This window comes from Arthrobacter sp. UYEF36, from assembly GCF_040547025.1.
In the GTDB taxonomy this organism is placed as follows: domain Bacteria; phylum Actinomycetota; class Actinomycetes; order Actinomycetales; family Micrococcaceae; genus Arthrobacter.
The window spans coordinates 82,148-104,004 of sequence record NZ_JBEPOX010000010.1 but is presented as its reverse complement, the minus strand read 5'-3'; the positions used below and the strand labels follow the sequence as shown (position 1 = coordinate 104,004).

The 21,857-nt window shown below is 67.4% G+C and carries 16 protein-coding genes and 1 pseudogene; 6 read left to right on the top strand and 11 right to left on the bottom strand.

Translation table 11 applies throughout. The features are described from left to right. Positions 1–104 precede the first annotated feature (104 nt). The gene (locus ABIB29_RS15085; protein ID WP_354173618.1) at positions 105–3,617 is read left to right on the top strand and encodes a DEAD/DEAH box helicase; all 3,513 of its coding nucleotides are present in this window, start codon (positions 105–107) and stop codon (positions 3,615–3,617) included. Between the two features lie 6 nt (positions 3,618–3,623). Here the strand turns inward: ABIB29_RS15085 and ABIB29_RS15080 are convergent, their stop codons facing one another. Together ABIB29_RS15080 and ABIB29_RS15075 are read right to left on the bottom strand one after the other, a co-directional pair. Beyond that, positions 3,624–4,079, bottom strand: coding sequence for a hypothetical protein (locus ABIB29_RS15080; protein WP_354173617.1), 456 nt, complete (start codon positions 4,077–4,079; stop codon positions 3,624–3,626). Positions 4,080–4,088: 9 nt separating this feature from the next. Further along, positions 4,089–6,011, bottom strand: a complete 1,923-nt coding sequence (locus tag ABIB29_RS15075) for a primary-amine oxidase (RefSeq protein ID WP_502915623.1) — start codon at positions 6,009–6,011, stop codon at positions 4,089–4,091. Positions 6,012–6,131: 120 nt separating this feature from the next. Here ABIB29_RS15075 and ABIB29_RS15070 point away from each other — a divergent pair, with 120 nt between their 5' ends. Together ABIB29_RS15070 and ABIB29_RS15065 are read left to right on the top strand one after the other, a co-directional pair. After that, positions 6,132–6,722 (top strand): TetR/AcrR family transcriptional regulator, encoded by a 591-nt coding sequence (locus tag ABIB29_RS15070; RefSeq protein ID WP_354173615.1) that lies wholly within the window; start codon positions 6,132–6,134, stop codon positions 6,720–6,722. 125 nt (positions 6,723–6,847) lie between these two features. Then, positions 6,848–7,819, top strand: a complete 972-nt coding sequence (locus tag ABIB29_RS15065; protein WP_354173614.1) for an AraC-like ligand-binding domain-containing protein — start codon at positions 6,848–6,850, stop codon at positions 7,817–7,819. Positions 7,820–7,948: 129 nt separating this feature from the next. On the opposite strand, the pseudogene ABIB29_RS15060 reads toward ABIB29_RS15065, so the two are convergent. Then, positions 7,949–9,301 (bottom strand): annotated as a pseudogene (locus ABIB29_RS15060) (APC family permease); the annotation flags it as partial. Between the two features lie 391 nt (positions 9,302–9,692). Here ABIB29_RS15060 and ABIB29_RS15055 point away from each other — a divergent pair. After that, positions 9,693–11,102, top strand: coding sequence for an aldehyde dehydrogenase family protein (locus ABIB29_RS15055; protein ID WP_354173612.1), 1,410 nt, complete (start codon positions 9,693–9,695; stop codon positions 11,100–11,102). Between the two features lie 104 nt (positions 11,103–11,206). Here ABIB29_RS15055 and ABIB29_RS15050 read toward each other — a convergent pair whose 3' ends face one another. From ABIB29_RS15050 to ABIB29_RS15020, 7 genes are all read right to left on the bottom strand, one after another. Further along, a complete protein-coding gene (locus ABIB29_RS15050) occupies positions 11,207–11,593 on the bottom strand; it encodes a hypothetical protein (RefSeq protein WP_354173611.1) in 387 nt (128 codons plus the stop codon). Positions 11,594–11,965: 372 nt separating this feature from the next. Further along, positions 11,966–12,388, bottom strand: a complete 423-nt coding sequence (locus tag ABIB29_RS15045) for a heat shock protein transcriptional repressor HspR (protein WP_354173610.1) — start codon at positions 12,386–12,388, stop codon at positions 11,966–11,968. Positions 12,389–12,403: 15 nt separating this feature from the next. After that, complete coding sequence (locus ABIB29_RS15040) at positions 12,404–13,390, bottom strand: DnaJ C-terminal domain-containing protein (protein WP_354173609.1); 987 nt, start codon at positions 13,388–13,390, stop codon at positions 12,404–12,406. 171 nt (positions 13,391–13,561) lie between these two features. Beyond that, positions 13,562–14,224, bottom strand: coding sequence for a nucleotide exchange factor GrpE (locus tag ABIB29_RS15035; protein WP_354173608.1), 663 nt, complete (start codon positions 14,222–14,224; stop codon positions 13,562–13,564). A 2-nt stretch (positions 14,225–14,226) separates the two neighbouring features. Continuing rightward, positions 14,227–16,089 carry a molecular chaperone DnaK gene (gene dnaK / locus ABIB29_RS15030; RefSeq protein ID WP_354173607.1) on the bottom strand — a complete coding sequence of 621 codons (1,863 nt, stop codon included), beginning with the start codon at positions 16,087–16,089 and terminating at the stop codon, positions 14,227–14,229. Between the two features lie 256 nt (positions 16,090–16,345). After that, complete coding sequence (locus tag ABIB29_RS15025) at positions 16,346–16,753, bottom strand: hypothetical protein (RefSeq protein ID WP_354173606.1); 408 nt, start codon at positions 16,751–16,753, stop codon at positions 16,346–16,348. Between the two features lie 103 nt (positions 16,754–16,856). Continuing rightward, positions 16,857–17,630 (bottom strand): TetR/AcrR family transcriptional regulator, encoded by a 774-nt coding sequence (locus tag ABIB29_RS15020; RefSeq protein ID WP_354173605.1) that lies wholly within the window; start codon positions 17,628–17,630, stop codon positions 16,857–16,859. A gap of 212 nt (positions 17,631–17,842) precedes the next feature. On the opposite strand from ABIB29_RS15020, the gene ABIB29_RS15015 reads away from it, so the two are divergent. Further along, positions 17,843–18,805, top strand: a complete 963-nt coding sequence (locus ABIB29_RS15015; RefSeq protein WP_354173604.1) for an NAD-dependent epimerase/dehydratase family protein — start codon at positions 17,843–17,845, stop codon at positions 18,803–18,805. 25 nt (positions 18,806–18,830) lie between these two features. Here the strand turns inward: ABIB29_RS15015 and ABIB29_RS15010 are convergent, their stop codons facing one another. Then, the gene (locus ABIB29_RS15010) at positions 18,831–21,062 is read right to left on the bottom strand and encodes an MMPL family transporter (protein WP_354173603.1); all 2,232 of its coding nucleotides are present in this window, start codon (positions 21,060–21,062) and stop codon (positions 18,831–18,833) included. Between the two features lie 202 nt (positions 21,063–21,264). Between ABIB29_RS15010 and ABIB29_RS15005 the strand changes: the two genes are divergently transcribed. Next, entirely contained in the window at positions 21,265–21,780 is a 516-nt protein-coding gene (locus tag ABIB29_RS15005; RefSeq protein ID WP_354173602.1) for a MarR family winged helix-turn-helix transcriptional regulator, read from the top strand. Positions 21,781–21,857 lie beyond the last annotated feature (77 nt).

Genomic DNA, 21,857 nt, shown 5'->3' with positions numbered 1-21,857 from the left:
TCCCTCGTGGCCCGATATCCACAGGCCCGGACAACCCAGTACGGGGAGTCCTTCCAGGCTCGCTAAGATGGATCAGATGACCAACTGCTGAAAGTAGTGCGCACATGCCATCCCAACCGGACGAGAGTGCGGCACTGGCAATACAGACTCCCGCGATCAACGACCGCTCCCTCGCGGCCGGACTTGCCTACGCCATGGGGAGCCGAGTTTCCGGTATTTCCTTCGACGCCGCCACCGGACTTATGCTCGGCAAGGTGCGGGGCGGCGCTGATGTGCCGTACTCGACGACGGCGAAGCTGGTCCGGAAGGCGGGTGGCTGGAGCTGCACCGTGGGTGTCTGCAGCTGTCCGGTCCGGAAAGACTGCAAGCACGTGGCCGCACTGTTGTTTGCGGCCGAGGACAACCCGGCGATCCGGGTCCAGCTCCTGGCCCCGGCCGACGTCAGCCGGCTGTCCCGGCAGGCCCAGGTGCTCGAGGTCCCGGATTGGGAACAGGCCCTTAGCCCGCTGATCGCCCAGCCGGGGATCACGCAGTCCACCAACGGCGTGCCGCTGGCGCTCCAGTTCGAAATTGAAGAACCCGCCCCGCACTTCTCGTACACCGGACGCCGGGACCCGCTGCGCAGCGTGCGCCAACTGAAGGCCCGTCCCGTGATCATGGGCGCCAAGGGCAAATGGATCCGCGGCGATGTCTCCTGGAACACCCTGAGCTACTTGAGCTACCGGCGCGAATGCAACGAGGCCCACGTCGAGTGGATGCAGGAGTTCCTCGCAGCGCACACCGCCCAGGCGAACCGCCAGCACGCCGGAACCGGGCTGTGGCTGGGCCTGAACACCTATGCCGGTAAAAACCTGTGGAGCCTGCTGGCCCAGGCCGGGAAGATCGGCCTCGCGCTGGTCCACAGCCGGGGCCCGGAGCCCGTGCGGCTCGTGGAGCAGCCGGCCGCCGTCGGACTCAACCTGACCCGCTTCGGCGCCGCACCGGTCCCCGACGAAGGGAACGGCGCCGTCGCCCCCGCGGCCGGCGGGGACGACGGCGGCCTCTCCCTCGCCCCGAGCATCACCGTTGAGGGGGAGGTGGTCGATCCGGCAAGCGTGGGGACCATCGGGCGGCCGGCCCACGGCATTTTCCTGACCTCCGGGGCGGACGCCCTGCCCGGGGTCGCCCCGACGGATTCTTTCATCACGCTCGCCCCGCTGGAGAGCGGGCTCAGCGAAGAGCTCCTGACCTTCGTCACGGCCGGAACCACGCTGCACATCCCGGCCCGGGATGAGAGCCGCTTCCTGACCGGCTTCTACCCCAAACTCAAGCAGAGCGCCCGGGTCACGGCCTCCGATCAGTCCGTGGTGCTGCCACAGCTGGCCGTTCCCACCCTGTCGCTGCTGGCGAACTACGGCGCCGACCACCGGGTGCGGCTGCACTGGGAATGGCACTACAAGTCCGGCACCCTCGTCACGGCGCAGCCGCTGTGGCGCCATCCCGGCGATCACGGCTACCGGGACGACCCTGCCGAGGCCCGCATCCTCGAATCCGTGGGACAGCCCTGGGACGTTGTGCCGGCGCTGGGCGAATCGGCCACGGGCGGCTGGGGAACACCGCGGCTGGCAGCCTCGGCCGAACTCAGCGGCCTCGACACCCTGGCCTTCACCGAGGAGCTGCTCCCTGCGCTCCGCGAGGTCCCCGGCGTCAGCGTGGACACGGCCGGCGAGATCGCCGACTACCGCGAGGCCGAGGAAGCCCCCGTGGTGTCCATCTCCACAAAAGCCACCGAGCAGCGGGACTGGTTCGACCTGGGCATCCAGATTTCCCTGGAGGGCCAGCCGGTGTCCTTCGCGGCGGTTTTCTCCGCCCTGGCGGCCGGCCAGACCAAGATGCTGCTCCCCAGCGGCGCCTACTTCTCCCTGGACCTGCCCGAACTGCACCAGCTCCGGGCGCTGATTGAAGAGGCGCGGGAACTGCAGGACAACAAGGACGCGCCGCTGCAGATCAGCCGCTTCCAGGCCGGGCTCTGGGACGAACTCGCGCAACTGGGCATCGTGGATGAGCAGGCCGCGGCCTGGCGTGAGGCTGTCGGCGGGCTGCTGGAAGGCGGCGTGAAGGGCCTGCCGCTGCCCGCAACGCTCAACGCCGAACTGCGCCCCTACCAGCTGGAAGGGTTCAACTGGCTCAGTTTCCTCTACCGGCACGGACTCGGCGGGGTCCTGGCGGATGACATGGGGCTCGGCAAGACCGTGCAGGCGCTGGCGCTGATCTGTGCCGCCAAGGACGCGGCAAGCGGGCCGGCCGCAGCTTCCGACGGCGGTGCTGCCGCCACGGAACCCGCCTCGGTTCCCGCCGGCGCGGCGCCCGGCACGGCGCCCGGCACGGCGCCCGGCGTCGCGCCTTTCCTCGTGGTGGCCCCCACGAGTGTGGTCGGCAACTGGGAGGCCGAGACCGCGCGGTTCGCCCCCGGCCTCACGGTGCGCGCCATCGGTGAGACCTTTGCCAAAAGCGGCTCGAGCCCCGCCGAGGCCATGGCAGGGGCGGACATCGTTATCACCTCCTACGCCCTGTTCCGGATCGACTATGAGTCCTATGCCTCCAAGGAGTGGGCCGGCCTGGTCCTCGACGAGGCCCAGTTCGTCAAAAACCACCAGTCCAAGGCTTACCAGTGCGCCCGGAAACTCCCGGCGGTGTTCAAACTCGCCATCACGGGCACCCCGCTGGAGAACAACCTGATGGAGTTCTGGGCGCTGACCTCGATCGTTGCGCCGGGGCTTTTCTCCAGCCCGAAGCGGTTCGCAGAGTATTACCAGAAGCCGGTCGAAAAGAACGGTGACAAGGCCCAGCTGGACAAGCTGCGGCGCCGGGTCCGTCCGCTGATGATGCGGCGCACCAAGGAGCAGGTCATCCACGATCTGCCGCCGAAGCAGGAGCAGATTCTCGAGGTGGTGCTGAACCCGCGGCACCAGAAGGTCTACCAGACGCACCTGCAGCGTGAACGGCAGAAGATCCTGGGCCTGATCGACGACGTCAACAAGAACCGCTTCACCATTTTCCAGTCCCTCACTCTGTTGCGGCAGCTCAGCCTGGACCCCTCGCTGATCGACCCCTCACTCTCCGGGGTGCGGTCCAGCAAACTCGATGTGCTCTTCGAGCAGCTGGAGGACCTTGTGGCGGAAGGGCACCGGGCCCTCATCTTCAGCCAGTTCACCGGCTTCCTGGGCAAGGTCCGCGAGCGGCTCGTCGAGGAGAACATCGAGTTCTGCTACCTCGACGGCAGCACCCGCAACCGGACCGACGTCGTGAACGAGTTCAAGAACGGCGCCGCCCCGGTGTTCCTGATCAGCCTCAAGGCCGGCGGCTTTGGCCTGAACCTGACGGAGGCCGACTACGTGTTCCTGCTGGACCCGTGGTGGAACCCGGCCTCCGAGGCGCAGGCCGTGGACCGCACGCACCGGATCGGCCAGGCCCGCAACGTCATGGTCTACCGGCTCGTCGCCAAGGACACCATCGAGGAAAAGGTCATGGCGCTCAAGGCGAGGAAGTCCCAGCTCTTCGCCGACGTCATGGAGGGCGACGCCCTCTCCGGCGGCGCGCTGACGGCCGAAGACCTGGCCGGGCTGTTCACCGACTGACGCGGATCAGCTGCGGTTCAAGCCCCCGGGCTGTGCCCGGAGCCGGGCCAGGAGCGTCGCGGCGATCAGCGCCGTCGTGATTTCCAGCGCGATGACCGCCAGCATCTCCCCGGCACCCGAGGGCACCGCTGCCGCTGCGGTCGCAGCGGTGCCATGGTGGAGGTGGCCCGACGCTCCGGCGCCGAGGAGCAGCAGTGCATGCACCCCGGTCATGGCAAGTGCCGAGGCCATGACCCGGCGAAGGGCGCTCATCCGTCCGTGGTGCCAGATGTGCACGGCGCACGGCAGGCACACCGCCACCATGGCGAGCATCAGCACGTTCAGCCAGATCCCGTGCTGGTTCCCTGCGACAAGCCACAGGTGCGCGAGGCACGACGCCGCCGTCGCGGCGGCGCAGATCCGGAAATGGAAGACGATGCCGGCGATGCCGTTCCGGCGGCCCAAGCTGGCTGCGACACTCACGGCGCCGGACTAGCTGTGGCAGTGGCCGCCGGCCGGCTGTGCACTCGCGGGCACGTCCAGCACGGGGCTGCGGTCGAAGAAGCCCTCGGGCCGGAGCTTGAAGCCGACCGTGTCCACCGGCATGATGGGCCAGTCCTCGATCCGGGGGAAGTGCGTCAGCCCGAAGGTGTGCCACACCACGATGTCCTGGCCGTCGATGTCGCGGTCCTGGGCGATGTAGGCCGGCAGGCCCGCTCCCCCGGCGTGCTGGTTGACGAAGTCTCCCGTGGGGTACCGTTCCTCCTCCGCGAACCGGGTGACCCACAGGTCCTTCGTGGCAAAAGCGGCGCGCCGGGCAATGGAGGACTCCGGGTCGGCCAGCAGGGTGGGCTGGCCCTGGGCATGGAGCTTGTAGCCCACAGGCTCGCCCAGCCGGTTCCGCGATTCCGGGTTGGAAATGATCCAGGTCCGGCCGCTGCGCGCGTCGGCTTCCCGGACGGCTTCCGACTCGCGCGCCAGGACAGTTCTCTTCCGGGAGAAGGCGTTGCCGCGCTCGTTGCCCTCGCCCATCGCCTGCCGAACCACGTCTTCTTCTTCGACGCGGTTGGTGAAGCCGTCAATTGCCATGTCCAGGCGGGCGCTGAACAGGTGCTGATGGAAGGGAGCGCCCAGGCCCGGGGCAAGCTGGGAGATGTTGGCGGATCCGCCCTCCGGGTAGGCGGAGGTGAAGACGACGCCGGTGGCCTTGGCCTCGAATTCAATGGTGCCGTCGAGGTAGAGGTACCAGTAGAAGCCGTAGTCGTAGTTGCCGATGGTGGTGAAGAAGGAGATCACCAGGCGGCGGTTGCGGCGGGTGTAGTTGATGCCCGTCCAGAGGTCGCTGTGCTTGGCCAGGATTCCCCAGTCCTCCTCATGCATGCAGATGCCGTTGCGGATCTGCCGGGGGTTGCCGAAGGCGTCGCTGATGACGGGGCTGAGGTAGGTGATCTCGCCGAGGCAGTCGCACCCCAGCTCCAGGGAGTTGGCGTACTGGCCCACGAGGTATTCGCCCGTGTCGAAGTAGTTCTGCCACGACCGGATCGGCGACGGATCCCCGTACGGGACCACCATTTCGGCGATGGATGCGCGGTTGATGATGGGCCGTTTGCGGCCGCCGTCCTGGAAGGCAAGGTTGTGCAGCACCACGCCTTCGCGGACGTCGAAGCCGACGTCAACGCTCCAGTTTTCCCACTCGACGTGGTTGCCGCCGGTGACGGTGAAACTGGGCCCGTCCGGCTGGGTGATGTTGATGGGCTTCTGTGAGGTGCGCAGCGGGCCGGTGAGCTCAGGATCGGTGTAGTTGCCGTGCTCTGCCGGAATCGGGACGGCCCCCAGGTCCAGGACCTGCGTGACTTCCTTGCTGACGACGTCGACATACGCCACGAGACCGTCCACGGGGTGCGCCCAGGCGCTGTCCTCGGGGAAATCCTGCACGAAGGCCAGGCCGCGCAGAATCCGGCGGCCCTTTTCCTCCGGGTACTCGAAGACCCCTGCCGACAGCGGCGCGACGCGGACCTTGCCGACGTCGAGCCCGCGCGCGGCCAGCGCCTTAAGCCAGCGCTCGTCCGTGGCCAGGAGCTCCTCGACCACCTCGAACTCCTCCTCCAGGACGGGCAGCTCGCCGGCCACCGCCGTGTCCAGCTCGACGACGGAAATCACAGCGCCGCTGGACACCGAGACGGTCACGTCGGCCGGACGCCCTCCGGAAACGTCGTGGACGAAGACCCGGAACCGGCGGTCCCCGGTTGCCGCCGCGTTCCTGGCGGGGTCCACCAGGCCAAGGTACGCGATGCGTTTGGTCTCGCCCAGCAGGCCCGCGGCGCGCAGGATGCCCTGGACTGCGGTAATTTCCGCGCCCACGGCCAGACTGTACTGGCTAAACGGTGTGCGGGTGTCAGTTTGTACGGGCATCATGGCGGCCTTCGGTCGGGGACCCTGGCGGGTCAAAACTTTATTTTCTATAGTTGTAGAGAATACGGAAACGTAAGCTGTGCCACAAGAGTCCGACGCAAATTATTCTGGGGGAACTGTCCGGTGCCAAAGATTGTCGACCACGACCAGCGGCGGCTTGAACTCGTCGACGCCACGTGGCGGATCATCGCCCGCCTCGGGATCGAAAGTGCCACCATGCGTGAAATTGCCCTCGAGGCCGGCTTTGCGAACGGGGCCCTCAAACCGTACTTCCCCACCAAGGACGACCTGCTGACCTTTGCCTTCGGACACGTCTTCAACCGCACCAACGAACGAATCGCGGAGGTCACCGGAGGGCTGACCGGGCTCGCGGCCCTGAGGGCATTTTGCGTCGAGGTTCTGCCCCTGGATGAGGAGCGAATCAACGAGGCCCGGATTGTGATTCCGTTCTGGCAGAAGGCCATCAACGATCCCGACAAGGCCCTGATCCACCGGGATTCGATGGAGCAGTGGCTTGCGGCGATGCGGCAGTACCTTGCCGAGGCGCGGCAAGTCGGCGCCGTCACCACCCCCGTCGACGACGCCGCCCTGGCCGGACAGCTGCTCAACCTCCTCCTGGGCGCGCAGATCGCGGCGGCACTCGCCCCGGAAGGCCAGGTGGAACTCGGGCTGAACGAGCAGCTGGAGGGATTCCTGACCTTGCTGGGCTGCTAGGCGCGCGGGCTATTTTTATTCGACGCCTGTCGAAAAAAGATGACATCGGCGGGTCGCGGCGCTACCCTGAAAGGACTGTGTTCCATGACACAGTCCCCGAAATACGACGGCGTCAGGATCTTTCTATGACCGCAGTTGCAGCCCGCCCATCGCTCAGCCCCGCCGGACAAGACGTCCATACCAGCACGGCAGAATCCTTCGACCACTGGAGGCACCTCGTCGCGGAGTCCTTTGTTCCCCTGGCCGCCTCCAGCAAAGATGCGGATAACTTCCGCGGCCGTATGCGGGCCCGCAGACTGGACCGTGTGGCGGTCGTTGAGGTTTCCTCCACGAGCCATGAGGTCCACCGCACGCCAGCGCTGATTGCGCAGTCCAACCAGCGCTATTTCAAGCTCAATCTCCAACTCCAGGGCACCGGGCTCCTCATCCAGGACAACCGCGAGGCCGTCCTGCAGCCGGGCGACCTCTCCATCTATGACACCAGCCGCCCGTACACGCTTGCCTTCGAGGGGGACGCCCGGCTCATGGTGGTGATGTTTCCCTGGGACGCGCTGTCCCTGCCGCCGGACTGCATCGCGCAGCTTTCCGCCGTGCGGATGGCCGCCGACGGGGCACTCGCCTCGATCGTCGGGCCGTTCATCGCCCACCTCGCGGAGAACCTGGATGCGCTCGGCGGCCCCAGCGGGTCCCGCCTCGCCGCGAATGCCCTCGATCTCGTCTCCACGATGCTGCATTCGGAACTGGACATGTCCGCGGACCGCATGAGGCCGCAAGCCCTGCTTGCGGCGTCTGTCCGCGAATTTATCGACGCCCACCTGGCCGATCCGCTGCTCTCGCCGGCTTCTATCGCGGCGGCCCATTTCATCTCCACACGGCACCTGCACAACGTCTTCCATGAATCGGGAGCCACCGTGGCGAGCTGGATCCGGGCACAGAGACTGGAAGGGGCGCGCCGCGAACTGCGCGATCCGCTCCTAGCCGGCATGCCGGTCGGGGCAGTGGCCGCGCGCTGGGGCTTCCTGGATGCGGCCCATTTCAGCCGTTCCTTCCGTGATGCCTTCGGTGAATCCCCCAGCGACTGGCGGCGCGGCGCCTGAGCCTGGCCCCATCTGCGGTTGACGGCGCCCGACAGCGGGGATGCAAAAGGGGGCGGTACCGGATCTTTCCGGGACCGCCCCCTTCACCTCTCTATAGTCGGGCTACGCGGGAAGTCCCGCCCGCGCAGCCCTGCGTTCCACGCCGATTTCCACCAGCACGCCGGCCGCAAACACGACCGGGACGGCGATCAGCAGGCCCCCGGCCGTTTCAGCACTCCCGCCGATCAGTGCCGTGAAATTGCTGACCACGAGATACAGCACCCAGGCAAGCAGCGCGGTGGCGAGCACCGGAGCCACCCTGGTCTGCCAGACCTGGCCGGCCACCTTTTCGCGCCCGAAATACGCGACGACTGCAAGTGAGCACAGAATATACAGGACCAGGAGAGCCGCCACGGCCAACCCGCTGAACCAGGAAAACAGGGTCAGGACAGGATCCAGGGACAGCACGGCGAACGGTGCCACGAACAGGAACGCGATCACGGTCTGAATCCGCGCGGCGACGGCCGGGGCCCGGTGCCGGTTGGTCCGGGCCACGGCGCCGGGCATCGACCCGCGCAGGGCCAGCGAATGGAGGTAACGGTTGATGCCGTTGTGGAAGGCGATAATGCCGGCCAGCAGGGAGGTCACGAGCAGGATGCCGGTGGTAACTCCGGCCCAGGGCCCGAAGAGCTCCACCATCGGCGTCAAGACGAAGGACGTGGAATCGCCGGATTCGAGGGCTGCACCCGCGGCATCGATGACGCGCGAGGGGCCGTAGTAGCTGACCAGCATCCACGAAATGAAGGAGAAGAACACCGAGATGACGCCCACCGAAAGGTACGTGGCACGGGCTACCGTGCGGTGGGCGTCTTTGGCCTCGGCCGAGTAGATGGCCGTCGATTCGAAGCCGAACATGGAGGCGACAGCGAACATGATGGCCACTCCCGGGGCGCCGGTGGCGATCGCCGTGGGCGAGAACGACGCCGCCAGACTGATTCCTTCCGGCCCGCCGCCCCGCAACAGCACGGTCAAGCCGAACATGAGCAGGATGGCGACCTCCAGGCCCACGAGCAACGCCAGGACCCGCGCCCCAAGTTCGATGTTGAGGGATCCCAGCACCTGCACACCCGCCATGGTGACCACGGCCAGCAGCCACCAGGGAACTACGATGCCGGCGGATCCGAGGAGCCCCGAGAACGCGGCGCCGTACAGCCCGTACATCGCGGCCTGGATCGTGCTGTACGCGAGGAGCGCGAGCCACGCGGCTCCCGCTCCGGCCTTGCGCCCGAAGGCGGCCGTCACGTAGGCGTAGAAGGCGCCGGGGGCCTGGATCTTGCGGCTCATCGCTACGAACCCGACGGCGAAGATCATGATGACGATGCCCACCACCAGATACGCCCCGGGCGCCCCGGGACCGTTGCCGAGGGCTGCAGCCAGCGGTGATGCACCGACGATTCCGGTCAACGGCGCCTGGGCGGACAAGACAAAGAAGAGAATGCCCATGACGCCGACGCTGCCGGCGCGCAGCGCAGTGGAGTGCTCTTGGCGGGGACTGGCTTCCGCGGTCCGGGGCTCGGAATTTGAAATGCTCATCGGATCCTTCTTAACGGTCATGAGTCGGGGAAATGGCGGCGCCTGGCACCGTGCAATTCAGCATCGCAGGTGGCGCCCATCACCCTCTTGTCGATCAGCGATCGGTTGTTGTTTCCTAGCGCAACGGCATCCAGGCCATGGCGATCATTCGCAGTGGGTCAAGTGCACTTCGCGCAAAGACAAGACTGCAGGTCCGGGATCGGAGGACACTCGGACATGACAGTACGGCCGCTCTGGAACCATCCTGCACCGCGCAGTACTTCAATGACCCCGCGCCTCAACTACTCGATGTGGAGTACCAATGGAAACCTACGACGCCCTTCTCGCCGCGATCACCCCGACGTCTGGTGCGACCCGGACCATCCTCGACCCCGCCACCGGCACCGCCGTCGGCGAGGCGCCGGTCCACACCGTCCAGGACCTGGAGCGGGCGGTTGCCGCCGCCGAAGCTGCCCAGCCGGCCTGGGCGGCACTGGGGCACGACGCCCGGAGCGCCGCGTTACTGAGGGCCGCCGACGCCGTCGAACGCTCCGCTGAAGAGCTCGCCCGGCTGCTTTCCCGGGAACAGGGAAAACCGCTCAACGGCCCCAACGCGCGGTTCGAGGTCGGTGCCTGCGCCGCCTGGCTGCGCGTCGCCGCCACCACCGTGCTGGAACCGGAAACCGTGGTGGACGACGGCGAAACCCGCGCCGAACTGCATTACCGGCCCATCGGCGTCGTCGGCGCGATCGGCCCGTGGAACTGGCCCATGATGATCACTGTCTGGCAGATCGCCCCGGCCCTGCGGATGGGCAACGCCGTGGTGGTCAAGCCTTCCGAATACACCCCGCTGTCCGTCCTGGCGCTGGCCAAAGTCCTCAACGAGGAGTTGCCGGAAGGCCTCCTCACCGTCGTGTCCGGCGGCCGCGACGTCGGCGCCCGGCTGGCCGAACACCCTGCGGTCGGCAAGGTCATGTTCACTGGCTCCACCGCCACCGGCAAGGCGATCATCAGGTCCTCCGCGGACACCGTCAAACGCCTCACGCTGGAACTGGGCGGCAACGACGCCGGCATCGTCCTGCCTGACGCCGATCCCAAAGCCATCGCCGAGGGCCTCTTCTGGGGCGCCTTCATCAACACCGGCCAGACGTGCGCCGCCCTCAAGCGCCTCTACGTCCACAGCGACATCTACGAGGCCGTCTGCGAAGAACTGACCACCGTCGCCGCTGCCATGCCGATGGGCAACGGCCTCGACGAGAACAACGTCCTGGGCCCGCTGCAGAACCGGCAGCAGTTCGACATCGTGGCCCGGCTGGTCGAAGCCGCCCGCGATTCGGGCGCCAAGATCCTCCTCGGCGGCAACCCGGCCACAGACCAGCCCGGCCACTTCTACCCCGCCACTCTGGTAGCCGACATCGACAACGCCAATCCGCTCGTGGCCGAGGAACAGTTCGGCCCCGCCCTGCCCATCATCCGCTACAGCACCGTGGACGAGGCAGTCGCCATGGCCAACGCGCTCGACGTCGGCCTTGGCGCCTCCGTCTGGTCCTCCGACCCGGTTGCGGCCCGCGAGGTCGCCGCCCGGATCCAGTCCGGCACGGTCTGGATCAACAAGCACGGCGCCGTGGACCCGCGGGTCCCCTTCGGCGGCGCCAAGCAATCCGGCTACGGCCTGGAATTCGGCGTGGAAGGACTCAAGGCCCTCGGCGTTCCCCAAGTGATCAACGGCTAGTCCGGGCTCGTCCGCGATTCCGCCGCCCCAACAGCAACGCGGGGTCACCTAGCGCCGGTGAAACCCCTCAGGATGGGCGCGAAGTGACCCCGCGTTGTGGGAATTCAGGCCGCGGCCGGCGCCAGTGATCTCCCCGAGGACAGTTGATTCCGGGCCCAGCGGGCGATTTTCTTGCCCTTGCCCTTCCACCAGTTGTCCTCGTCCTTGTCGTGGTGCAGGCGGAAGATGATCATCGTCATCACGAAGACGCCCATGGCCACGTCCAGCCAGGACCAGTAGACGGCGTCCACCAGCACGCTGACGCCCATAACGAGGATCGACGGCACCGCCAGCGACCGGAAAACGGTACTGGCCACATAGCGCCGGTGGGACCTGGGCACGGACAGTGCACGGACCATGTCGAAGCAGACGCACACCACCACCATCGTCTGGCCGAGGGTCAGCAGAACCAGCCCGGTGATGGAACCGGCGAACATGGCAACGGATTCCATTCCCGCGCTCATCGGACGCCGTTTTTCGCTGCGGGCCCGCCCGCTACAGGGCGAGGACAAGCCATAACGGCACGGCAAAAAATACACATACGGACAACCCCCAGAGACCAGAGACCAGCTGTGAGACCCAGCTGCGCCCAGTCAAGCCGCTGCCGCTCCGGTCCGTCACGAGTAGTGTGTACTCTATTTTCCGGTCAGTACCCGGACCGCGTTCCCAAGTACTCAGTCGCGGAGGTCATCCCCAATGCGGCGTCCGGGAACTGTAAGTTCGCTGATAAAACGGCAGAAAGCAGGGGAAGCAAAGTCAACCTGCAGGAAACTTGCCTGCCGTCATGTTGGCCTCAACGGCGACACATTGGACGTGGGGCTTCGTCAGTCGCCGTTCCGCGGCCTCCACACGACGACCGCCTGGGACCGGGCGCGGGGGCGCTTGCCGCGGGCCAGGCTGACGACGTCGCCCGCGGCTCCGGCGGCGAAGATGCGGGATTCCAGGGTGCGGGGACGGCGGTCGAGCTCTTCGCTCAGCTCGGCTATGCGCCGCTGCAGGGCTGCCACCTGGTTCTCCAGCTGGAGGATCCGTTTGATGCCCTCGAGGGAAACACCCTCCTGCGAGAGCCGCTGCACCTCGCGGAGCATGCTGATGTCCCGCTGCGAGTAGCGGCGGGACTTACCGGGCGCCCGGCTGGGCGAGACGATGCCCAGCCGGTCATACTGCCGCAGCGTCTGGGGGTGCATGTCCGCCAGCTCCGCGGCAACGGAGATGACGAAGATCGGCTGCTCGTATTCGATGGCCATGGCAGGCGTCCGCTTCTAGAGCCGGGCCTTGGCTGCCAGTTCGGCGCGGACGTCCTCGCCGGCGGTGGCCGCGGCGAAGGCCTTGACGGCCTCCTCGGATTCCTTGTTCAGCTTCCGCGGTACGGCGACGTCAATGGTCACCAGCAGGTCACCGGTGGCCTTGGTGTGCTTGACGCCGCGGCCCTTGACGCGGAGGGTGCGACCTGACGGTGTGCCGGCAGGGACGCGGACCCTGACCTTGTCGCCGTCGATGGTCGGAACCTCAATGTCGGCGCCCAGGGCGGCCTCCGGGAAGGTGACCGGCACGTGGATGCGCAGGTTGTCACCGTCGCGGACGTAGAAATCGTGCGGCTTCACCGAGACGGTGACCATAAGGTCCCCGTTTCCGGCCGGACCGGACTGGCCCTTGCCGCGGACACGGACCTTCTGGCCGTCTTTGATGCCGGCCGGGACGCGCACGTCGATGACTTCGCCGTCCGGTTCACGCAGGCCAATGGTGGTGCCGCGGATGGACCCGGCGAAGGAGATCGAGGTCGACGCCGTCCGGTCCGCGCCCTTCTGCGGGGCCCGCTGGAATGACTGGCCGCCGCCGAAGCCGCCGCCCGCTCCGCCGAAGAGATCGGCGAACTCCGGCGGAATGCCGCCAGACGTGCTGTAGCCGCCGGAGTGGCGTCCGGGGCCACCGGTGAACAGACCGCCAAAGAGGTCCTCGAAGCCAGCCCCGCCGCCGGCGCCGGCGCCGCCGCCCGGGGCGAACCGGGCTCCGCCGCCCATGGCCCGGATAGCGTCGTACTGCTGGCGCTCGTCGGCATCGGAGAGCACGGAGTAGGCCTCGGAGATGTCCTTGAACTTCTTCTCCGAAGCGACATTCCCCGCATTGGTATCCGGATGGTGCTGCCGCGCGAGCTTCCGGTAGGCCTTCTTGATGTCGGCGTCGGAAGCGTCCTTGGCGACCCCAAGGATCTTGTAAAAGTCCTTGTCCACCCAGTCCTGGCTAGCCAATGGCGTTTCCTTTCAAAGTACAAAGTGATAAGGCGAGAGAACCCCAAGAGCGGAGCGAGACAAGGGGCCCGGGAGTGGCATCGGGCCTACCGGAGCGTGGCGGCTTGGTCCGCAGGACCAAAGCCGCCACGCGTAGGGGCGGGGCCCCTTGTCTCGCTTCGCGACGTGTTGCTACGCCGGAACAGCCACGATGACCTGGGCTGCCCGCAGGACCCGGTCGCCGGACTTATAGCCGGAACGCAGGACCTGGCTGACGGTGTCGATTTCAACATCCGTTCCGGGCTGCTGGATGAGGGCCTCGTGGATCGTGGGATCGAACTCCACTCCGGTCTCATCGATGCGGACCAGGCCGTACGTCTTCAGCGCATTCTCCAGCTTGGCGGCGATCGCGGCGAACGGTCCGTCCGTGAGATCACCGTGCTGGCGGGCGGCGTCGACGTCGTCCAGTACCGGGAGCAGGGAGTTCAGGACGCCGATGACGGCCATCTCCCCTGCCACGGCACGGTCGCGTTCAACGCGCTTGCGGTAGTTGACGTACTCGGCCTGCAGGCGGCGCAGGTCATTCCTGAGCTCCTCCGCCTCCGCGCCGCCGGCACCCTGGGCCACGGAGTCCGCGGCCGGCACCTCAACACTGTTGAGGATGTCCTCCGCCTGGGACAGGGCGTCCCCGGAATCGGCGTGCTGCTCCTGGTCGGGGTGGCGGGCCTGGCCGGTCTTCGGATCAACCTTGCGGTTGTCGTGGATGATCGGCTTCTGCGGCTCGTTCTCCCGCTGCTCAGCGTCGCGACGGCTCTCGGAAGAACCGTGCTCTTCTTCGTTACCGTGGTGCGGCATGATTACTTCTTCTCGTCTTCGTCAACGATCTCGGCGTCGACGATGTCCTCGTCGGAGCCGGCTGCCTGCTCACCGGCGGGGGCACCCTGGGCGCCGGTGGCGCCGTCCGGGGAACCTGCCTGGGCGTAGATGGCTTCGCCGAGCTTGGTCTGGGAAGCCTGGAGCTTCTCAAACGCGGTCTTCACGGCTGCGTCATCGGTGCCTTCGAGGGCGGCCTTGAGGGCGTCGACGTCGGCCTGGACCTCGGTCTTGACCTCTTCCGGCAGCTTGTCAGCGTTGTCGGCGATCAGCTTGTCCACGGAGTAGGCGAGCTGCTCGGCAGTGTTGCGGGTGTCGGCTGCCTCGCGGCGGGCCTTGTCCTCTGCTGCGTGCTCCTCGGCGTCCTTGACCATGCGGTCGATGTCTTCCTTGGAGAGGCTGGAACCGCCCGTGATGGTCATGGACTGTTCCTTGCCGGTGCCCTTGTCCTTCGCGGAGACGTGCACGATGCCGTTGGCGTCGATGTCGAAGGTGACCTCGACCTGCGGGACGCCGCGCGGAGCCGGGGCGATTCCGGTCAGTTCGAAGGTGCCCAGCGGCTTGTTGTCGCGGGTGAACTCACGCTCGCCCTGGAAGACCTGGATGGCCACGGACGGCTGGTTGTCATCCGCCGTGGTGAACGTCTCGGAGCGCTTGGTCGGGATGGCCGTGTTGCGCTCGATCAGGTGCGTCATGATGCCGCCCTTGGTTTCGATGCCGAGGGAGAGCGGGGTGACGTCGATCAGGAGAACGTCCTTGCGCTCGCCCTTCAGGACACCGGCCTGCAGGGCAGCGCCGACGGCGACGACCTCATCCGGGTTAACGCCCTTGTTCGGCTCCTTGCCGCCGGCCAGTTCCTTGACCAGGTCGTAGACGGCGGGCATACGGGTGGAGCCGCCGACCAGCACGATGTGGTCGATCTGGGACAGCTGGATGCCGGCTTCCTTGATGACGTCGTGGAACGGCTTCTTGGTGCGCTCCAGCAGGTCCTTGGTGAGGTCCTGGAACTTGGCGCGGGTCAGCTGCTCGTCCAGGTGCACCGGGCCGTCGGGGGTGACGGAGAGGTACTGGAGGGAGACGTTGGTGCTGGTGGAGGAGGAGAGTTCCTTCTTGGCCTGCTCCGCTGCCTCACGCAGTCGCTGCAGGGCGATCTTGTCCTTGGACAGGTCGATGCCCTTGACCTTGAGCTGGTTCAGCAGGTAGTCAACGACGCGCTGGTCCCAGTCGTCGCCGCCGAGACGGTTGTCACCGGCGGTGGAGCGGACCTGGATGGTGGAGAAGTTGTCTTCATCCTTGCCCACCTCGAGGAGGGAGACGTCGAAGGTTCCGCCGCCGAGGTCGAAGACGAGGATGAGTTCGTCTTCCTTGCCTTTGTCCAGGCCATAGGCCAGGGCGGCCGCGGTGGGCTCGTTGACGATGCGCAGGACCTTGAGGCCCGCGATTTCGCCGGCTTCCTTGGTGGCCTGGCGTTCGGCATCGTTGAAGTACGCCGGAACGGTGATCACGGCGTCTGTGACCTTTTCACCGAGGTAGGACTCGGCGTCGTTCTTGAGCTTCATGAGGATACGGGCGGAGATTTCCTGCGCCGTGTACTTCTTGTCGTCGACGGCGACGCTCCAGTCGGTGCCCATGTGGCGCTTGACGGAAGCAATGGTCCGGTCAATGTTGTTGACGGCCTGGCGCTTCGCGATTTCGCCAACCAGCACTTCGCCGGACTTGGAGAATGCAACAACCGACGGCGTGGTGCGGCCACCCTCGGCGTTGGCAATGACGGTGGGCTCGCCACCTTCGAGAACGGAGACGACGGAGTTGGTTGTTCCGAGGTCGATACCTACTGCACGTGACATGTGTTGCTTCCTTCTTTCCGGGGAAACTTGCTGAGATGGCTGCGGACCGCGAGGATCCGACCGTTGAGCGATCTGCACTCAACTTTACTCAGGGCCGGTTCAATGTCAATTCAAAGTTGAGCGCCCTACGCTCAACTTACGATTTGGAGGCGGCGCAGCAGGGCGTTCAGACGGCCCCTCCCCCCGGAATTCCGGCATTCTTCAGGCGGCGGCCGCGCGGGCCGCCGCCTGTTTCGCTGTGCGCGAAGCCTCCCGCCTAGCGGCCCCGGCGATCCGCCTCGCCGGCGGAGTCGTCCCTCGTGCGCGCCGCTTCGCCCGCCGCTGCGGCTTCGGCCCCTCCGTCGCGCCGGGAGCCCGCGTCGCCAGCGGCTCCGTAGTCGCCTTCGTCATACTCGCCCTCCACGGCGGCGGGCGGCGACGCTCCGGTGGCACCTGCGTCGCCGTAATCGCCCTCGGGATAGTCGCCCTCCTCCGAGCCGACGGCGGTGTCGCCACTGACGCCGGCCGCTCCGTAGTCACCGGCAGCGTATTCGCCTTCTTCCGCCTCGGGCGGATTCTCGCCGGTGGCGCCGGCCGTGCCGTAGTCCCCCTCGACGTACTGGCCCTCGGCGGCCTCGTCGGCGGATTCGGCTGCCGCTCGATCAAACTCGTTGTTTTCGGACATGGTTGGATCCTTCCTGGAAGCTTCGGCGCGCCCAGGCAGGCGCAGGGGCAGTCTATCGAGCACCGGGGGGAGACAACAGGGGGCGGCCAGTCCGGCCGGGCGGCTACTTCGGATGAACGGCGGACTGCCCGCCGGCCTGGTGCGCAGCGGGGCCCAGGCCCGCAAGGTTCGCCAACACGGCCAGATGGTGGGCGAACAGGTCATCCGGCGCGGCGAAGGTGCCTGCGCCGTACTGGCCGAAAACTTCAAAGCTGATGGTGCCGAACAGGGAGGTCCAGACGAGCGCGCCGCGCGCCAGCAGCGGGTCAGGCACAGCCAGTCCCATTTCGCCGCGGATGCGCTCGAGGTCAGCGGCGAGCAGCGGCGCGACGGCGGCATGCCCGCCGGGCGCCGCCAGCCGCCCGGCACGGTAGGCGCCGTCGAGAACCGACATCAGGGCATGGATGACACGCGTGCCCGGCCCCGTGGTGCGCTCGGCCGGCGCCCGGTATCCGGGCACGGGGCTGCCGAACAGGAGGCCGTAGCGGGCCGGTTCACGCAGCGCCCAGCGCCGCACTGCGGAGCCCAGGGCGCTGAACCGTCCGGCATAGTCGGCCTCGGGCAGGGCCGCCACGGCAGCGTCGACTTCGTCGCCGAGTTCGGTGTAAGCGTCGATAAGCAGCAGCGTCAGCAGCTCATCGCGGTTCTCCACATAGCGGTAGACCGCCGAGGAAACGACACCGAGATCCCGGGCCACGGCGCGGAGGGACAATGCCGCAGCCCCGTGCACTGCCAAATGCTCGCGTCCGAGGCGCACAATGTCCTCAAGGGTCCGGGCCCGGGCACGCTCGCGGGGCGTGGACGGCTTGACGGAGGGGTCACGGGCGGTCTGCGGCATGGTTCCAGCATTCCACAAGGCAGAGCACTGTCAACAAATGTGAGCACCGCTCTTGACTTCCATCCGCACTGGCCGCATCCTGATTTCAGAGAGCACTGCTCTCAAGACCGAGCAGGGCGGGCAGGGCCGGCCGGGGCAACCCAGCCCCAGCAGCCGAAGCCGAAGCCGAAGCCGAAGCCGAAGCGATCGAACACAGCGAAAGTGAGCAGACCATGTCCCAGCCCGAATCCCCCGCGGCCCAGACCCCGGCTTTGTACGTCGTCACCGGCGCCGGCCCGGTTGGGTGGACAGTCGCCGAACAGCTCGCCGCGGCGGGCCACCGGATGCGGGTGCTCACCCGCTCCGGCAGCGGTCCCGACCACCCGCGCGTCGAGAAGGAGCGCGTGGATGCGTCCGACCCGGCGCAGCTCGGCGAGCTGTTCCGCGGCGCCAAGGCGGTATTCCACTGCATCCACGGCTCGCGGTACACGGCCAGGACCTGGGCGGAGGAACTCCCCGGCGCCGAGGAGACGGTCCTTGCCGCGGCGGGTGGGGCCGGCGCCGTCGTCGTCTTTCCGGAGAGCCTGTACTCCTACAGCGAGCCGGACCGGCCGATGACCGAGGAGGGCCCGCGGGAGGCCCGCGGCGGCAAGCGGGGCATCCGCACCGAGCTGCTGAAGGCCCGGCAGGCGTCCGCAACGGACACCGTGAGTGTGGTGGCGAGTGATTTCTTCGGCCCCAGGGTCCGCGGCGCGCATGCCGGCGAGCGCATGCTGAAGCCGGTCCTGGCAGGCAAGTCCCTGCTGGTGATTGGCAATGCCGGGCTGCCGCATTCGTTCACGTATGTGCCGGATCTGGCCGCCGCCATGATCAGGGCCGCGCAGGATCCGGCGCTCTGGAACCGGGTGTGGCATGCGCCGACCGGCCCTGCGCTGAGCCAGCGGAAGATTGCCGAGGAGTTCGCCGCCGCCGCCGGTGTCCGGACACCGCGGGTGGCCGCGGTCCCCGGCTGGGTGCTGCGGACGATGGCGGTCTTCTCCCCCGGGGCCCGGGAACTCGCCGAAACCCTGTACCAGTTCGAGCACCCCTTCGTGTTGGACTCGCGCGCCAGCGAGGCTGCCCTGGGGCTGCGTCCCACCCCGGTTAAAGTGGCAGCCGCCGCCACGGTTGCCTGGTGGAGGGACCAGGACCAGTGACGGCGGCTGCGGTCGCGGGTACCGGTTAGCGGATTCCCGCCCCCGCAGTCTCCGGCTCCGGCTCGGGGGCGGACGGCAGGGCACGCGCGGCGGCATCGGTCTCCGGGCGCCCCAGCTTGCTCGGCCACCAGATCCGCGGGCCGATGTCGTAGGCCAGCGCCGGGACCAGCAGCGAGCGGACCAGAACCGTGTCCAGCAGCACCCCGAAGGCCACGATGAAGGCCAGCTGCACCAGGAACATAATGGGGATGACGCCCAAAGCCGCGAAGGTGGCCGCGAGCACCACACCGGCGGAGGTGATCACCCCTCCGGTAACGCCCAGTCCGCGCAGGATGCCGGGCCGCGTGCCGTGCTTCAGGGATTCCTCCCGGACCCGGCTCATCAGGAAGATGTTGTAGTCCACCCCCAGTGCGACCAGGAAAACGAACCCGAAGAGCGGAACGGTGGCATCGGCGCCCGGGAATCCGAAGACGTTGTTGAACACGAAGGCGGAGACCCCCAGCGCGGCGCCGTAGGACAGGACCACCGAGGCGACCAGCAGGACCGGCGCCAGCACCGAGCGCAGCAGCATCATCAGGATCACGAGGATAACCGCGAGGACCACCGGGATGATGGTGACGAGGTCGCGCTGGGCGGTGATGTTCGTGTCCAGGGCCGTTGCGGTCACTCCGCCGACCAGGGCGCCGTCGTCGACCTTCTTGAGTTCCTGGCGCAGGACCACCACGACGTTTTCGGCCTCATTGGAGTCCGCGGCGAAGTTCAGCGTCGCGTTGATCAGGACCCTGCCGTCCCGCACTGCGGGAGCCGTGGGGGCCGCAGGAGCGCCGGGAGCAGCTGGTGCGCCGGTGACGATCGGCGCGCCACCGTCGGCCAGCAGGTAGGCGTCACCGACGCCGTCGGTCGCCTTGGTCTGTTCCAGCACTTCCTGCGACTTCGCCTCGTCGGCGACGATCACGACAGGGCTGCCGGAGCCGGCATCGAAGTGCCGGGCCAGGGCATCCTGGCCGTCGACAGCATTGGAGGCGGTGAGGATGACATCGGTCTGCGGGACACCGTTGGCCTTGAGCTGCAGGACACCGGCGGAGGCCACCAGAAGCAGCAGGACGGAGGCGATCCAGACGGTCCGGGGCCGGCGGGAAACGAGGGAACCGGTGGCGCGCCACACGCCCTTCTGCCCCTCAAGGCCGGTGACGATCGCAGGCTCGCGCTCGGCCTCCGGAAGCAGCTTGGGGAGGAACGGCCAGAACGCGGCTCGGCCCAGCAGCGCCAGCAGCGCTGGCAGCAGGGTGAGGGCGGCGAAGAGCGAGCAGAGGATGCCGGCGGCCGCCACCGGACCGAGGGCCTTGTTGGAGTTGAGATCGGAGAACAGCAGGCAGAGAAGCGCGATGATGACCGTGGCACCGGAGGCCATGATGGGCTCCCACGAATTTTTCCACGCCGTCAGCGCGGCGGCCGTGCGGTTGGTCGTGTGCGTCAGCGCCTCGCGGAACCTGGACACATAGAGCAGCGCGTAGTCCGTGGCGGCACCGATCACCAGGATGGACAGGATGCCCTGGCTCTGGCCGTTGAGCTGGATCCAGCCGAGCTGGGCCATGCCGAAGACCAGCAGGATGGCGGCGCAGAGGGCGAAGACCGAGGTGAAGAGCACGACAATCGGCAGCAGCAGCGAGCGGTAGACAATCAGCAGGATCACGAACACCGCGCCGAGAGCCGCGAGCAGCAGGATGCCGTCAATGCCGGCAAAGGCGCTGACCAGGTCAGCCGTCAGGCCGGCCGGACCGGTCACGAAGGTCTGCATGCCCTCCGGGGCGGACGCCTGCACCTCGTCGCGGAGTTCCCTGACGATTTCCTTCACTTCCCCGGCCGAATCGATCGGGACCACAAACTGCACGGCCTTGCCATCCTCGGACGGAATGGGGCCGATGACGGTGCTGCCACCGGCCACGGCCTCCAGTTCGCCCTTGAGGGCCGCCACCTCACCGAGTTGGGCCGGGGTGAAGGCGGATCCGCTCTCAATGACAATGACGGCGGGGATCTCGTTGGTGTCCCGGAACTTTGCCTGCCAGTCCTGGACCGCCGTGGCCTCGGCCCCAGCCGGCAGGAAGGACGCCTGGTCGTTCGAGGAGACCTCGTCCAACCGGCCGAAGGTTGGTCCGCCGATACCGGCGATGGCCAGCCAGGTAATGACCAGCAGGACCGGTACCAGCCAGCGCAGCCAGAAGGGGACGCGGGCACTGCCGTGTGGGGTCTTGTTCATGGTTCCTTCTGGTGCTTGCCTCGGCGGAGTAGAATTGAGTCCATAATAGACTATCTCCACAATGGAGATAACCCCGTCGGGGTGAAATCTTGGGAATATCGCCGGACTTCGGGCACGGACCCCGGGTGCCGCTGAAGTAAACTCCGGAGGGCGCCACCTGCGGAGCAGGCCACACCGGCGACAGGAGAGAGGACGGTGCACCGTGACAATTGATCCCTCGGGACGCCCGGAATCTCCCGGGCCGCCGCCGTTGGTCCGGCTGTTGCAGGAGTTCAGCCTGGAGGCCAACCGCTATGTGGATTCCGCCGGCGGCCGGAACGACATGCACCGGACAGACCTCAATGCCCTGGCCGTGATCATGCAGCACACCGCGAGGAACCAGATCGTCACGCCCGGCGTACTCCGCAAGGAACTCCACCTGAGCTCACCTGCCACGACGGCGCTGATCGACCGGCTCCACAACTCCGGCCACGTGGTCCGCGAACGGCAGGGCACGGACCGCCGTCAGGTCCAGCTCCGGATGACCCCCAAGGCCTACCGCGACGGCGGCGCCATGTTCCAGCCGCTGGCCCGCCACATGGCTACCGCGATGGCCGAATTCACGCCGGAGGAACTGGAGATCGCCACCCGGTTCATGTCCTCGATGATCGATGCCACGATCAGGGCCGGGCAGGAGGCGGCGCAGCAGACGGCACCGTCAGCAACGGCACCGCAGTAGTTGGCGTTTCCGGGGGTCCTGACGGCGATACCCGCCACACGCGAAATCCTGCCCTCTTGCCGGTTGCTTCCCGCCGC

What these genes read in the sequence shown, in the direction of transcription:
- dnaK (WP_354173607.1), bottom strand. Translation starts at nt 16,089, where the DNA reads ATGTCACGTGCAGTAGGTATCGACCTCGGAACAACCAACTCCGTCGTC.
- ABIB29_RS15025 (WP_354173606.1), bottom strand. Translation starts at nt 16,753, where the DNA reads ATGTCCGAAAACAACGAGTTTGATCGAGCGGCAGCCGAATCCGCCGAC.
- ABIB29_RS15015 (WP_354173604.1), top strand. Translation starts at nt 17,843, where the DNA reads ATGTCCCAGCCCGAATCCCCCGCGGCCCAGACCCCGGCTTTGTACGTC.
- ABIB29_RS15055 (WP_354173612.1), top strand. Translation starts at nt 9,693, where the DNA reads ATGGAAACCTACGACGCCCTTCTCGCCGCGATCACCCCGACGTCTGGT.
- ABIB29_RS15065 (WP_354173614.1), top strand. Translation starts at nt 6,848, where the DNA reads ATGACCGCAGTTGCAGCCCGCCCATCGCTCAGCCCCGCCGGACAAGAC.
- ABIB29_RS15010 (WP_354173603.1), bottom strand. Translation starts at nt 21,062, where the DNA reads ATGAACAAGACCCCACACGGCAGTGCCCGCGTCCCCTTCTGGCTGCGC.
- ABIB29_RS15035 (WP_354173608.1), bottom strand. Translation starts at nt 14,224, where the DNA reads ATGCCGCACCACGGTAACGAAGAAGAGCACGGTTCTTCCGAGAGCCGT.
- ABIB29_RS15045 (WP_354173610.1), bottom strand. Translation starts at nt 12,388, where the DNA reads ATGGCCATCGAATACGAGCAGCCGATCTTCGTCATCTCCGTTGCCGCG.
- ABIB29_RS15085 (WP_354173618.1), top strand. Translation starts at nt 105, where the DNA reads ATGCCATCCCAACCGGACGAGAGTGCGGCACTGGCAATACAGACTCCC.
- ABIB29_RS15050 (WP_354173611.1), bottom strand. Translation starts at nt 11,593, where the DNA reads ATGGAATCCGTTGCCATGTTCGCCGGTTCCATCACCGGGCTGGTTCTG.
- ABIB29_RS15075 (WP_502915623.1), bottom strand. Translation starts at nt 6,011, where the DNA reads ATGATGCCCGTACAAACTGACACCCGCACACCGTTTAGCCAGTACAGT.
- ABIB29_RS15020 (WP_354173605.1), bottom strand. Translation starts at nt 17,630, where the DNA reads ATGCCGCAGACCGCCCGTGACCCCTCCGTCAAGCCGTCCACGCCCCGC.